The organism is Streptomyces sp. NPDC001493, assembly GCF_053597235.1.
In genome coordinates this window covers 432,059-445,721 of record NZ_JBSFHV010000003.1, presented here as the reverse complement: position 1 = coordinate 445,721, position 13,663 = coordinate 432,059, and the positions used below count along the sequence as shown (strand labels likewise).

The 13,663-nt window shown below is 74.1% G+C and carries 11 protein-coding genes and 1 riboswitch; of the genes, 7 read left to right on the top strand and 4 right to left on the bottom strand.

The features are described 5' to 3' along the window. Window positions 1-139: 139 nt before the first annotated feature. On the bottom strand, window positions 140-1,738 hold the full coding sequence (locus ACWCWD_RS07465) for an ABC-F family ATP-binding cassette domain-containing protein (RefSeq protein ID WP_390964330.1): 1,599 nt from the start codon (window positions 1,736-1,738) through the stop codon (window positions 140-142). A gap of 201 nt (window positions 1,739-1,939) precedes the next feature. On the opposite strand from ACWCWD_RS07465, the gene ACWCWD_RS07460 reads away from it, so the two are divergent. After that, window positions 1,940-2,359 (top strand): VOC family protein, encoded by a 420-nt coding sequence (locus ACWCWD_RS07460; RefSeq protein ID WP_450770909.1) that lies wholly within the window; start codon window positions 1,940-1,942, stop codon window positions 2,357-2,359. A 24-nt stretch (window positions 2,360-2,383) separates the two neighbouring features. Here the strand turns inward: ACWCWD_RS07460 and ACWCWD_RS07455 are convergent, their stop codons facing one another. The 3 genes from ACWCWD_RS07455 to ACWCWD_RS07445 form a co-directional block, all read right to left on the bottom strand. Next, complete coding sequence (locus ACWCWD_RS07455; protein ID WP_450771022.1) at window positions 2,384-3,712, bottom strand: hypothetical protein; 1,329 nt, start codon at window positions 3,710-3,712, stop codon at window positions 2,384-2,386. A 225-nt stretch (window positions 3,713-3,937) separates the two neighbouring features. Further along, a complete protein-coding gene (locus ACWCWD_RS07450; protein ID WP_450770907.1) occupies window positions 3,938-5,065 on the bottom strand; it encodes an alpha/beta hydrolase in 1,128 nt (375 codons plus the stop codon). Window positions 5,066-5,268: 203 nt separating this feature from the next. Continuing rightward, window positions 5,269-5,952: a class II aldolase/adducin family protein gene (locus ACWCWD_RS07445; protein WP_450770905.1), complete on the bottom strand. Its 684-nt coding sequence runs from the start codon at window positions 5,950-5,952 to the stop codon at window positions 5,269-5,271. A 323-nt stretch (window positions 5,953-6,275) separates the two neighbouring features. Between ACWCWD_RS07445 and ACWCWD_RS07440 the strand changes: the two genes are divergently transcribed. From ACWCWD_RS07440 to cobO, 6 genes are all read left to right on the top strand, one after another. Further along, a complete protein-coding gene (locus tag ACWCWD_RS07440; protein ID WP_450770903.1) occupies window positions 6,276-7,565 on the top strand; it encodes an inorganic phosphate transporter in 1,290 nt (429 codons plus the stop codon). Between the two features lie 12 nt (window positions 7,566-7,577). Beyond that, a complete protein-coding gene (locus ACWCWD_RS07435) occupies window positions 7,578-7,808 on the top strand; it encodes a hypothetical protein (protein WP_450770901.1) in 231 nt (76 codons plus the stop codon). A gap of 162 nt (window positions 7,809-7,970) precedes the next feature. Then, window positions 7,971-8,081, top strand: a riboswitch (cobalamin riboswitch). Between the two features lie 134 nt (window positions 8,082-8,215). Then, window positions 8,216-9,226 carry a cobalamin biosynthesis protein gene (locus ACWCWD_RS07430; RefSeq protein ID WP_450770899.1) on the top strand — a complete coding sequence of 337 codons (1,011 nt, stop codon included), beginning with the start codon at window positions 8,216-8,218 and terminating at the stop codon, window positions 9,224-9,226. Continuing rightward, window positions 9,223-10,866, top strand: a complete 1,644-nt coding sequence (locus tag ACWCWD_RS07425; protein WP_450770897.1) for a cobyric acid synthase — start codon at window positions 9,223-9,225, stop codon at window positions 10,864-10,866. The genes ACWCWD_RS07430 and ACWCWD_RS07425 overlap by 4 nt, the downstream gene beginning before the upstream one ends. Next, window positions 10,863-12,956 (top strand): putative cobaltochelatase, encoded by a 2,094-nt coding sequence (locus ACWCWD_RS07420; RefSeq protein WP_450770895.1) that lies wholly within the window; start codon window positions 10,863-10,865, stop codon window positions 12,954-12,956. The genes ACWCWD_RS07425 and ACWCWD_RS07420 overlap by 4 nt, the downstream gene beginning before the upstream one ends. Then, window positions 12,956-13,570: a cob(I)yrinic acid a,c-diamide adenosyltransferase gene (cobO, locus tag ACWCWD_RS07415; protein WP_358762947.1), complete on the top strand. Its 615-nt coding sequence runs from the start codon at window positions 12,956-12,958 to the stop codon at window positions 13,568-13,570. The genes ACWCWD_RS07420 and cobO overlap by 1 nt, the downstream gene beginning before the upstream one ends. Window positions 13,571-13,663 lie beyond the last annotated feature (93 nt).

Genomic DNA, 13,663 nt, shown 5'->3' with positions numbered 1-13,663 from the left:
CCGCGCCGAGGGATGAGACCGTCTCGCACAGATGAGGGATCACGCGTAGGCCGAATGATCCATTCGGGGTGGATCATTCGATCGGTGCGGCCTCGGACGCTCCCGAACCGGTCGCTCCGGGGCGTACGGGCCCGGCCGGTCAGGCCAGGGCGACCAGGTCGCGGTAGTCGGCGCCCCAGAGGTCCTCGACCCCGTCCGGGAGCAGGATGATGCGCTCGGGCTGGAGCGCCTCGACCGCGCCCTCGTCGTGCGTGACGAGGACGACCGCGCCCTTGTACGTACGCAGCGCGCCGAGGATCTCCTCGCGGCTGGCGGGGTCCAGGTTGTTGGTGGGCTCGTCGAGCAGCAGGACGTTGGCGGAGGAGACGACCAGGGTGGCCAGGGCCAGACGGGTCTTCTCGCCACCGGACAGGACCCCGGCGGGCTTGTCGACGTCGTCGCCGGAGAAGAGGAACGAGCCGAGGGTCTTGCGGACCTCCACCAGGTCGAGGTCCGGGGCCGCGGAGCGCATGTTCTCCAGGACCGTGCGCTCCGGGTCGAGGGTCTCGTGCTCCTGGGCGTAGTAGCCGAGCTTGAGGCCGTGGCCCTCGATGATCTCGCCGGTGTCGGGCTTCTCGGCGCCCCCGAGGAGGCGCAGCAGGGTGGTCTTGCCGGCGCCGTTGAGGCCGAGGATGACGACCCGGGAGCCCTTGTCGATCGCGAGGTCGACGTCGGTGAAGATCTCCAGCGAGCCGTACGACTTGGAGAGGCCCTCCGCCATCAGCGGGGTCTTGCCGCAGGGCGAGGGCTCGGGGAAGCGCAGCTTGGCGACCTTGTCGGAGACCCGGACCGCTTCCAGCCCGGCGAGCAGCCGGTCGGCGCGCTTGGCCATGTTCTGGGCGGCGACGGTCTTGGTGGCCTTGGCGCGCATCTTGTCGGCCTGCGAGTTGAGGGCGGCGGCCTTCTTCTCGGCGTTCTGGCGCTCGCGCTTGCGGCGCTTCTCGTCGGCCTCGCGCTGCTGCTGGTAGAGCTTCCAGCCCATGTTGTAGACGTCGATCTGGGACCGGTTGGCGTCCAGGTAGAAGACCTTGTTGACGACCGTCTCCACGAGGTCGACGTCGTGGGAGATCACGATGAAGCCGCCGCGGTAGGACTTGAGGTAGTCGCGCAGCCAGACGATGGAGTCGGCGTCGAGGTGGTTGGTGGGCTCGTCGAGGAGCAGGGTGTCGGCGTCCGAGAAGAGGATGCGGGCGAGCTCGACGCGGCGGCGCTGACCACCGGAGAGGGTGTGCAGCGGCTGGCCGAGCACCCGGTCGGGGAGGCTGAGGGCCGCGGCGATGGTGGCGGCCTCGGCCTCGGCGGCGTACCCGCCCTTGGTGAGGAACTCCGTCTCCAGGCGCTCGTACTTCTTCATCGCCTTCTCGCGGGTGGCGCCCTTGCCGTTCGCCATCCGCTCCTCGTTCTCGCGCATCCGGCGCAGGATCTCGTCCAGGCCGCGGGCGGAGAGGATGCGGTCCCGGGCGAGGACGTCGAGGTCGCCGGTGCGCGGGTCCTGCGGGAGGTAGCCGACCTCGCCGGAGGAGGTGATCGTGCCACCGGCCGGGGTGCCTTCGCCGGCGAGGCACTTGGTGAGGGTGGTCTTGCCGGCGCCGTTGCGGCCGACGAGGCCGATGCGGTCGCCCTTGGCGATGCGGAAGGACGCGTTTTCGATGAGGACGCGGGCGCCGGCGCGCAGCTCGATGCCGGAAGCGGTGATCACGGTAAGACTCCAGGGCGGTATGGACGGCGGAGGGACGAGGGCGGAGGTCTCTCGACGCCGCTAATGCACAAGGAGAATTGCCATGGACCCATTCTACGGGCGGTGCGCAACTCCTCCGCCGTGCGCGGGCCAGGACCGCCGGGCGGTGCCAGAATGAGACGGGGATCACATCGTTCGGCGAGTGGCGGAGGACGACGTTCCATGACGGAGACGGCGCACGGCACACCCACGGTCTTCCCGACGGTCCTGTACGACGACGCGAAGGCGGCGATCAGGACGCTGACCGAGGTGCTGGGGTTCACCGCGGAGGCGGTGTACGAGGGCGAGGACGGCGCGGTGGTCCACGCGGAGCTGTCCTCGGGCAACGGCAGGGTGATGCTCGGGTCCCGGGGGCGCGAGGGCGTCTTCGCGCGGGCCATGGCGGGTGGGGGTCCGGTCGGGGTCTACGTGGTCCTCGGTTCGGCGGAGGCCGTGGACCGCCACCACGCGCGGGCGGCAGCGCACGGGATGGAGATCCTGATGCCGCCCACCGACCAGGACTACGGCTCGCGGGACTACATGGTGCGGGACGCCGAGGGCAACGTGTGGAGCTTCGGGACGTACGCCCCGGGCACCGCCTGAACGACGGGCCCGGGGGCGTGGGGGTCAGGCGCGGTTGCCGCCGGTGTGCACCTGGAAGGCGGCCCGGCGCATCGCCTTGGCGAGCGCGGGGTCCGGGTGGGCCGCGGCGAGCGCGACCAGGACCTGGACGGTGCGCGGGTGGCCGACCGCCCGGACCTCTTCGAGCAGGGCCGGGACGGTGCCCTGGACGGCGGTGTCCAGATGCCGCACGAGCAGCCCGGTCTCGCCGTGGTCGGCGACGGCCGCCGCGGTGTCCACCCAGAGCCAGGTGGCCTCCTCGCGGCTGAGCACCTCCTGGGCGTCGTCCGGGTCGGCGCCCTCGTACTCGGCGAGCCAGAGCAGGGCGTACGGGCGGAGCGAGGGGTGCGTGACGACCGCGCGGACCTCGGGCTCGGCGGGGGCGCCGACGACGCGCAGCGCCTCGAAGGCCAGTCCGCGCAGCAGCGCGTCCTCGCCCCGGGCGACGCCGAGCAGTTCGGCGACGGCGCTGCCGACCGTACGGGCGGCGAGCCAGGCGCGGTACTCGGCGCGGGCGGGGCCCGGGGTGAGCGAGGCGCAGCCGAGGAGCATGTCGGCGGCGGGCTGCTCGATGTTCCCGGCCGGGCTCTGCGCGGCGACGCAGATCTGCTCCAGCTTGACCCAGACCGCCCAGTTGCCGAGCGGGGTGAGGGTGGCGTGGCCCGGTTCGAGGGTGAGCGCGCCGACGGCGGCGAGGCCCTCCAGGGCCCAGTCGAGCAGCAGGGCGTTCAGCTCGTCGGAGGGGGCCGCGACGGGGGCGACGGGCCCGGTGTCGGCGGGCCCGCCCTCGGCGCCGGGGGTGTACGGCACCTCGCAGCGTTCCTCGTGGAGCTCGGCGACGCGCTGGCCGAGCAGGTCGAGGAGTACGGGTACGGGGACGGGTCCGGCCGAGAGCTGGAGCAGCGACAGGACCTGGGGCACCGCCTCGATCGCCTCGGCGACGGCGGTCGCCTCGATGCCCTCGGGCGAGGCGTGCACGAGGGACCACGCGTCGAAGAGCGCGACCCAGCCGCGGAGCACCGCGGAGTCGTCGCGGTCCCAGGCGCGCAGGCGCCAGCCCGGGCGCACGGTGTCGCCGTGCAGCTCGACGAGACCGGCGAGCCGGGCACGGTCCCAGCCGGCCAGCACCCGGTCGGGGGTGAGGCCGAGCTCGGCGGCGGCACGGTCCAGTTCGGGTGCGGCGAGCGAGGCCGTACCGGGGCTGATGCCGTCGGCGGCCCAGTGGGCGACCCGTACGTCCGCGGCGAGCACCTCCCTGGCCTGGCGGGCCAGTTCGGTGCGTGGCGGAGTGCCCTCGGGCGGGCGGGGAGCGGGCCTGGTGCGGCGGGTGGTCACGGCCTTGCGCGCCGTGGCGAGGGGTCGCGGGCGGACAAGTCGCAGCCTGGAGTCGCGCGGGGTACGGGACGTCACGGGGAGCAGTCTTGCCTCTGACGGGCCGAAAGCCCAAACGGAGGCAGCCCCGCCTCATCCGAGCACCCCCGCGGGGCCGTCATCAACCGGGCGGTTTGCCCCCAACTCTCACATCACGGTTCGTATATCGGGGCCGTCCCGTCCGGGCGCTCACATCAGGGGTGTGAGGAAGCGGCGGAGGGTTTCCTCGTAGGCGGCGGGGCCCAGGTTCCACATCGACGCGTGGGGGGCGTCGGGCACGGTGTGCAGGGCGACGAGGTCGGGGCGGAGCGCGGCGAGTTCCCGCGAGGGTCCCCAGGGGGCCAGGGTGTCGCCGGGGCCGTGGAAGATCAGCGTCGGCACGCGCAGCACGGTCGGCAGCCTGCCCTGGAGGAGCGGGGTGCCCCGCAGCCCGGTCCTCCCCTGGGCGGCGCGGACGGCGAGCGGCATCAGCGCGGACGGGACGCCGCGGGCGGTCGCGAGGGCGCGCAGGGTGGTCTCCCAGTCCATCACCGGGGAGTCCAGGACGAGGCCGGCGACGCGGTCGCGGAGGGCGGAGTCGACACAGGCGTGCAGGGCCATGGTGGCGCCGGTGGACCAGCCGAGCAGGACGACCTTCTCGGCGCCGTAGCGGAGGGCGTAGCGGATGGCGGCGTCGAGATCGCGCCATTCCGACGCGCCGAGGTGGTCGAGTCCGTCCGGGGAGCGCGGGGCTCCGGCGTCGCCCCGGTAGGCGAGGGCGAGCACCGGGAGGCGGAGGTCGTTCAGGAAGCCCGTCACGTTCAGGGTGTGTTCGCGCGTGGTGCCGATGCCGTGCAGGGCGATGACCCAGGTGGCGCGGTCGGCCGGGACGTACCAGGCGGGCAGCGCGCCGAGCTCGCCGGGGATCTCCACCTCGTGGTGGACCAGGCCGAGGGCGGTGCCGGGGTCGCCGCGGTGCACCTCGGGGGTGGCGCGGACGCGGGTGCCCGGCTCCAGGGAGCCGTGGGTGACGCGTTCGAGACGGCGGACGACGGTGTCGGCGGAGAGCGCGGGCTCCTCGGTCACCGGGCCCACGACCGCGTGGACGTCCCGTCCCGTCAGGCCCCAGAGCCCGGGGCGCAGCGAGGCGAAGGAGCGGGTCAGGATCACCTGCCCGGGCGCCGTCGCGTGCACGGTCAGGCCGCGGTCGGCCGGGAGGGGGCGACCGGCGGGGACCGTGAGAGCGGTACCGCCGGCGTATCTGCCGACGGCGACCGCTGCCGCGCCGGCGCCGAGGATCGTGGAGACGGCCGCTGCCGTCGCTGTTGCCGGGCGCACGGCTTCAGTCTTGGGGCAGGACGGTGGCGGGGGCCAGCGGGATGGGCCGTCCGGTGGGCCCGGCGTGTCGTGGGGCGTGTCGCGGCGGGGTGCGGCCGGGGGGGGTGTGGTGGGGCGGGTCGCGGCAGGCTCGGGGCGGGGGGCCGCCGGGCTCGGGTCGGGGTGCGGTGGGGCGGGTGCCGCCGGGCGTGCGGTGGGTGGTTTCAGCCGGGTTGGCCGTAGCCCCGGAGCGCCTCGGCGGTCTCGTCGAGCTGGTCCGGGGAGAGCAGGGACGGGGCACGGCCGGGGACGGAGCTCGCCGCGAGCCACACCCGGCAGAGCCATTCCAGCTGGGCGGTGCGGTCGTACGCCTCGTCCAGGCTCGATCCGTGGGTGACCGTGCCGTGGTTGCGGAGCAGGCAGCCGGTGCGGTCGCGGAGGGCGTCGAGCATGTGCGCGGCCAGCTCGGGGGTGCCGTAGCGGGCGTACCCGGCGGTCCGGACCGGTCCGCCGAGCATCGCGGCGGCGTAGTGGACGGCCGGGATCTCGTCGACGAGCGTGGAGACGGCCGTGGCGTGCACGGCGTGCGTGTGGACCACGGCGCGTGCGCCGGTGGTGCGGTAGACGGCGAGGTGGAGCGGGAGCTCGCTGGTGGGGGTGAGGGTGCCGAGGGTGCGGTGACCCGCGAGGTCGACGCCGAGCAGGTCCTCGGGGCCCAGCCGGTCGTAGGGGACGCCGCTCGGGGTGACCAGCACGGTGTCGCCGACGCGTACCGAGACGTTGCCGGAGGTGCCGACGACGAGTCCTTCCGCCGCGGTCCGGCGGGCCGTGCGGACGAGGTCGTCCCAGGCCCGGGAGAGGGCGTCCGGTCGTGCGTCCTGCCGCTTTTCCGCGTGCTCCTCAGCCATGGAGGAAATCCTAGGGCGCGCCCCGTGGGCCGCTGATACGGCCTTCCTGTGAATCGGGAGCGAACCGGGCGGCCGGCCCGAACGTGACCGGAACGACATTTACCGGCCTGTCCGGGCTTGTCCGGCTTCCCCGTGCGGGCCGGAAACGCTGGTCGAGGGCAGTTCCCCCACCGGCGCCGGAGAGTCGGCCGCCGTCCCGCGCCCAGAAGCGGAATCTCCGGCCCGATGGCAGGCGCACCACAATGCCCCGCCCAGTTCATCTTCCGTTCACTCAGGTTGCTTACGTTCCACGTGCCAATGACGTCGAACGATTGCCTGGGTAAATGGAACACATCACACTGCTGCTCGCGATAGTCGTCGCGACAGCGCTCGTGTTCGATTTCACGAACGGTTTCCACGACACCGCCAACGCGATGGCCACCACCATCTCGACCGGCGCTCTGAAGCCCAAGACAGCAGTGGCGATGTCCGCCACCCTCAATCTGGTCGGCGCGTTCCTGTCGGTGGAGGTCGCGAAGACGATCTCCGGCGGGATCGTCGATGAGGACGGCCTGAGAACCGAGGTCATCTTCGCGGCGCTCGTCGGCGCCATCCTCTGGAATCTGGTGACCTGGCTGGTCGGTCTGCCGTCCAGCTCGTCCCACGCCCTGTTCGGCGGACTCATCGGTGCCGCCGTGATGTCCGCGGGCTGGTCCTCGGTGGACGGCGGCACCGTCGTCACCAAGATCCTGCTGCCCGCCGTCGCCGCCCCGCTGGTGGCCGGTGCCGCCTCGATGCTGGCGACGAAGCTGTCGTACCGCGTCAACCGGAACGTCACCGACGAGGCGCAGCTGAAGTCGACGGCCAAGGGTTACCGGGCCGGGCAGATCGCTTCGGCCGGTCTCGTCTCGCTCGCCCACGGCACCAACGACGCGCAGAAGACGATGGGCATCATCACCCTGGCGCTGGTCACCGGGGGCGTCCTCTCCCCCGGCTCGAACCCGCCGGTCTGGGTGATCTGCTCGGCCGGTCTGGCCATCGCCATGGGCACGTACTTCGGCGGCTGGCGCATCATCCGCACCATGGGCAGCGGGCTCACCGACCTCCAGCCGCAGCAGGGATTCGCCGCGCAGACCAGCGCGGCGACCGTCATCCTGGCCTCCTCGCACCTCGGCTTCTCGCTCTCCACCACGCAGTCGTGCTCCGGCGCGGTGATGGGTGCCGGGCTCGGCCGCAAGGGCGGCACGGTGAAGTGGTCCACCGCGACCCGGATGTTCGTGGCCTGGGGCCTCACGCTCCCGGCGGCGGGTCTGGTCGGCGCGGGTGCCGAGTTCCTGACCCGGCAGGGCACCTGGGGCATCGTCCTGGTCGCCGCGCTGCTCGTCGCGGGTTCCGGCGCCATCTGGTTGCTGTCGCGGCGCAAGCCGGTCGACCACACCGACATCGCCGAGGCCGACGAGCCCGGGGCCGTCGCCACCCCGACCCTTGCCGCGATCCCCTCGCAGCTCCCCGGGGCGTCGGCCGCCGGCCTCCCGGTCACCGGCCTCACCGCCACGATCCCGTCGCCCCTCTCCGCCGCGTCCGTACCGGCCGCGGCGACGACCACCGACCCGGCCCGTCCGGCCGCGGTGTAAGGACTCGCCCCCATGAAAATCGACTGGGCAGCTCTCGCCACCGTCTTCGGTGTCAGCCTCGTGGTCACCGTGGCGCTCGTCGGCTTCTTCAGCCTCGGCGTCGTCGGTCTCGCCAAGAAGGCCGGTACCGCGCTGAGCGGCGGCTCCGGATCGTCCACGGCGCTGGCGCGCACCGGCGCGTACGCCTGCTTCGCGCTGTGCGCGGCGGCGGTCGCGTACGGCATCTATCTGATCGTCGCCTGACCCGCTCCCCCGCAGCACTCGTCGTACCCCGTCGGGCCGGACACACCGCGTGTGTCCGGCCCGATGTGTGTCCGGGCACACCACGGCCCCGCAGGTCAACGGCGAGTTGACGGGCCTTCGCGCTGCGTGGTGGACTGCCGGAGCCATTCACGGCGACAGCAGAGGAAGCCGGTGCGAATCCGGCGCGGTCCCGCCACTGTCACCGGGGAGCGGCGCCCCGCCGTGCGTATGACGGACGAACGGGCCGGCCGCCGATCCGGGAGCCAGGACACTCTCGTCGCCGTCTCGTCGAACCAGGGCGCGGACCCTGAGTGAGGACATACGCCATGCCCGGCCGCCGTGCGCCCGTTCCCCCGTCAGCCGTTCCATCCGGTCCGGGACCGCTCCGACACGCGGCGGGCTGAGCCGTGCGAGCCGACCGCGTCTTCGCGTACGGCGCCGCGGCGGGGCTGATCGCCGACCGGTTGCTGGGCGATCCTCGCCGGGGCCATCCGGTCGCCGGGTTCGGCCGGGCCGCCGCCGCCGTGGAACGGCGCCTGTGGCGGGACCACCGGGGCCGGGGCGCGCTGCACACCCTGGTGTGCGCCGGAGGCGCCGCGGGGGCCGCCGCACTCGCCGCCCGTGCCGTACGCCGCAGCCCCGTCGCGGCCGTCGCGCTGACGGCCGCCGTCACCTGGTCCGTCGTCGGCGGTACGTCGCTGGGCCGCGAGGCCAGGACCATCGGCGCGGCGCTGGACGCGGGGGACGTCGAGGCGGCCCGGGAGCGGCTGCCGCACCTGTGCGGCCGTGACCCGCAGGCGCTCGACGGTCCGGGGATCGCCCGTGCCGTCGTCGAGTCGGTCGCCGAGAACACCTCGGACGCCGTCGTGGGCGCCCTGGTGTGGGGCGCGCTGGGCGGGGTCCCCGGTCTCGTCGGCTTCCGCGCGGTGAACACCCTGGACGCGATGGTGGGCCACCGCTCGCCGCGCCACCGCCGTTTCGGGTGGGCCTCGGCCCGCCTGGACGACGTGGTGGGCTGGCCCGGCGCCCGGCTCACCGCCGCCCTGGCCGTCGTCGCCGGGGGGCGGCCGGGGCAGGCCGTCCGGGCCTGGCGCGCGGACGCGGGCCGCCATCCGAGCCCGAACGCGGGCCCGGTGGAGGCCGCGTTCGCGGGGGCGCTCGGCGTACGGCTGGGCGGGACCCTCGCGTACGGCGGGCGGGTCGAGCACCGGCCGGTGCTGAACGGCGCCGAGGGGCGGGCGGTGGCCGTGGAGACGGGCGACATCGAGCGCGCGGTGCGGCTGTCGCGCCGGGTGGGCGTGCTGGCCCTGGCCGTCTGCGTCGCGGGACGACTGGTGGCGGGACGGCTGGCGGCGGGACGACGGGCTGCGGGACGGCCGACGGCGACACACGTGATCACGGATCGAGGACGGGCATGAGCGGCAGCGGGAACGGGACCAGGGGCGGCGGGCTGCTCGTCGCCGGGACCACCTCGGACGCGGGCAAGAGCGTCGTCACGGCGGGGATCTGCCGGTGGCTGGTGCGGCAGGGGGTGAAGGTCGCCCCCTTCAAGGCGCAGAACATGTCGCTGAACTCCTTCGTGACGAGGGAGGGCGCCGAGATCGGGCGGGCGCAGGCCATGCAGGCGCAGGCCGCCCGGGTCGAGCCGTCCGCGCTGATGAACCCGGTGCTGCTCAAGCCCGGCGGTGACCGGTCCAGTCAGGTCGTGCTGATGGGCAAGCCGGTGGGCGAGATGAGCGCGCGCGGTTACCACGGGGGCCGGCAGGAGGCGCTGTTCGGGACGGTCGTGGACTGCCTGGAGCAGCTGAGGGGCATGTATGACGCCGTGATCTGCGAGGGGGCGGGCAGTCCGGCCGAGATCAATCTGCGGCGGACCGACATCGTGAACATGGGCGTCGCCCGGGCCGCGCGGTTTCCGGTGCTGGTCGTCGGCGACATCGACCGGGGCGGGGTGTTCGCCTCGTTCTTCGGTACGACGGCGCTGCTGAGCGCCGAGGACCAGGAGCTGGTCGCGGGCTATCTGGTCAACAAGTTCCGCGGTGACGTGTCGTTGCTGGAGCCGGGCCTGGACATGCTGCTGGGGCTGACCGGGCGGCGGACGTACGGGGTGCTGCCGTTCACGCACGGTCTCGGCATCGACGAGGAGGACGGGCTGCGGGTGTCGCTGCGCGGCACCGTCCGGGAGTCGGTGGTGGCGCCGCCGCACGGCGAGGACGTGCTGCGGGTCGCGGTGTGCGCGGTGCCGCTGATGTCGAACTTCACCGACGTGGACGCGCTGGCCGCCGAACCGGGCGTGATCGTGCGGTTCGTGGACCGGCCGGAGGAGCTGGCCGACGCGGACCTGGTCGTGGTGCCCGGTACCCGGGGCACCGTGAAGGCGTTGGAGTGGCTGCGCGCCCGGGGGCTCGCGGACGCCTTGGTCCGGCGGGCGGCCGAGGGCCGTCCGGTGCTGGGGATCTGCGGTGGTTTCCAGGTGCTCGGCGAGCGGATCGAGGACGAGGTCGAGTCGCGGGCCGGTGTGGTCGAGGGGCTGGGCCTGCTGCCGGTACGCGTCCGGTTCGCGCGGGAGAAGACCCTGGCCCGGCCGGTCGGTACGGCGCTCGGTGAGCCGGTGGAGGGGTACGAGATCCACCACGGCGTCGCCGACGTGCACGGCGGCGAACCGTTCCTGGACGGCTGCCGGGTGGGCGAGGTGTGGGGGACGCACTGGCACGGGTCGCTGGAGAGCGACGCGTTCCGGCGGGCGTTCCTGACGGAGGTCGCCCGGGCTGCCGGGCGGCGGTTCACGGCCGCCCCGGACACCAGCTTCGCCGCGCTGCGCGAGGAGCAGCTCGATCTGCTGGGCGACCTGATCGAGGAGCACGCGGACACCGACGCCCTGTGGCGGCTGATCGAGCGGGGTGCCCCGGCGGGGCTGCCGTTCGTCGGCCCGGGCGCACCGGTGCTGCCGGGTGCGGGCGCCGACGTGGGGTCCGTACCGCTTGCCGTGCCGGCGCCCGTACCGGCACCGGTCACGAGCACGAACGACGTTTCCGACACCATCCAGGAGGCCCTGTGAGCACGCCGTATCCGTTCACCGCGATCGTCGGCCAGGACGACCTGAGGCTCGGGCTGCTGCTGAACGCGGTGTCTCCGGCGGTCGGCGGGGTGCTCGTGCGTGGCGAGAAGGGCACCGCGAAGTCCACCGCCGTACGGGCGCTCGCCGCGCTGATGCCCCGGGTCGCGGTGGTGCCGGGCTGCCGGTTCTCCTGCGATCCGGCCTCCCCCGACCCGGCGTGCCCGGACGGCCCGCACGCGGCGGCGCCCGGTGCGTCGCGGCCCGCGCGGACGGTGGAGCTGCCGGTCGGCGCCTCCGAGGACCGGCTGGTCGGGGCGCTCGACATCGAGCGGGCGCTCGCCGAGGGCGTGAAGGCCTTCGAGCCGGGCCTGCTGGCCGACGCGCACCGCGGAATCCTCTACGTGGACGAGGTCAACCTCCTCCACGACCACCTGGTGGACCTGCTGCTGGACGCGGCGGCGATGGGCGCCTCGTACGTGGAGCGCGAGGGCGTCTCCGTACGGCACGCGGCGCGGTTCCTGCTGGTCGGCACGATGAACCCGGAAGAGGGCGAGCTGCGGCCGCAGTTGCTGGACCGGTTCGGGCTGACCGTCGAGGTGGCCGCGTCCCGGGAAACCGATCTGCGGGTGGAGGTCGTGCGGCGGCGCCTGGCGTACGACGACGATCCGGCGGCCTTCGCGGCGGCGTGGGCCGATGAGGAGAACGCGCTGCGCGAGCGGATCACCGCGGCGCGCGCCCTGCTCCCCGGGGTCGTCCTCGGCGACGGGGCGCTGCGGCGGATCGCCGCGACCTGCGCGGCGTTCGAGGTCGACGGGATGCGCGCGGACATCGTGATGGCCCGGACCGCGACCGCGCTGGCCGCCTGGGCCGGACGCGACGAGGTGACCGCCGACGACGTGCGGCAGGCCGCCCTGCTGGCGTTGCCGCACCGGCGGCGCCGCAACCCCTTCGACGCCCCGGGGCTCGACGAGGAGAAGCTCGACGACACGCTCCGGGAGGCCGCCGAGGAGGAGAGCCGGCGGGACGAGGGGCGGCGCGGTGACGGTGACCCCGATCCCGACCCGGACTCCGATCCCGACCCTGATCCCGAGGGGCCGGGCGACGGGGGCGGTCCCGGCGGCGGGGTGCCGCCGCAGGGGGGCGGCCCCGATGACGCGCCGGCGCCCGCGCCTTCGGCTTCGCCGTCCCCGGAGAGCCAGGGATCCCCGGAGAGCCCGGGGTCCCCGCAGGGGCCGGGCGCTCCGGCCGGTGGTGAGCAGCGGCCGGTCGCGGCGGCGGAGCCGTTCCGTACGAAGATGCTGAGCGTCCCCGGACTCGGCGAGGGCGCGGCGGGACGCCGGTCCCGGGCGCGTACCGAGCACGGCCGGACGACCGGGGCACGGCGTCCGGAGGGCGCCCTGACCAAGCTGCACCTGGCCGCGACCGTGCAGGCCGCCGCCCCGCACCAGCGGGCGCGCGGCCGGTCGGGGCGGGGGCTCGTGGTGCGCCGGGACGATCTGCGGCAGGCGACGCGGGAGGGCCGCGAGGGGAACCTCGTGCTCTTCGTGGTGGACGCCTCCGGGTCGATGGCGGCCCGGCAGCGGATGGGCGCGGTGAAGGGTGCGGTGCTGTCGCTGCTGCTCGACGCGTACCAACGGCGCGACAAGGTGGGCCTGGTGACGTTCCGGGGGCGGGACGCCGAGCTGGTGCTGCCGCCGACCTCGTCGGTGGACGCGGCGGCGGCCCGGCTGGAGACCCTGCCGACCGGGGGGCGTACCCCGCTGGCGGCGGGTCTGCTGAAGGCGCACGACGTACTGCGGGTGGAGCGGATGCGCGACCCGTCGCGGCGTCCGCTGCTCGTGGTGGTGACGGACGGCCGGGCGACCGGCGGCCCCGAGCCGGTGGCGCTGGCCGCGCGGGCGGGCAGGCTGCACGCCGCCGGGGGGACCGCGTCCGTCGTGGTGGACTGCGAGTCGGGGGTCGTACGCCTCGGGCTCGCCGCACAGCTCGCCCGCGATCTGGGAGGCACCGCCGTCACGCTCGACGAGCTGCGGGCCGACTCGATCGCCGGGCTGGTCAAGGATGTCAGAGCAGCCGGGAGGGCCGCGTAATGCCGCAGGGACAGCCGACTTCGGTACCGGACGACGGGCTCACCACCCGTCAGCGCCGCAACCGTCCGCTCCTCCTGGTCCACACCGGGATCGGCAAGGGGAAGTCGACGGCCGCGTTCGGGCTGGCGCTGCGCGCCTGGAACCAGGGGTGGCCGATCGGGGTGTTCCAGTTCGTCAAGTCGGCGAAGTGGAAGGTCGGCGAGGAGAACGCGCTGAAGGTCCTCGGGGCCAGCGGCGAGGGCGGCACGGTCGCCTGGCACAAGATGGGCGAGGGCTGGTCGTGGGTCCAGCGCGGGCCCTCCGGTGAGAACGACAACACGGCGAACGAGGAGAAGGCCCGGGAGGGCTGGGCGCAGGTCAAGCGCGACCTCGCCGCCGAGACGTACAAGCTGTACGTGCTCGACGAGTTCGCGTACCCGCTGCACTGGGGGTGGATAGACACCGAGGACGTGGTCGAGACGCTGCGGAATCGTCCCGGCACCCAGCACGTGGTGATCACCGGCCGCAACGCCCCGCAGGCGCTGCTGGACGCGGCGGACCTGGTGACCGACATGTCGAAGGTGAAGCACCCGATGGACGCGGGTCAGAAGGGCCAGCGAGGCATCGAGTGGTGAGTGCTTTTCACGGTTCTTCCAGCAGTTCTCCCGGGGGCTCCTCCGGCGGTTCTCCCGGGGGCTCTTCCGGCGGCTCCTCCGGAGGTGTGCCGC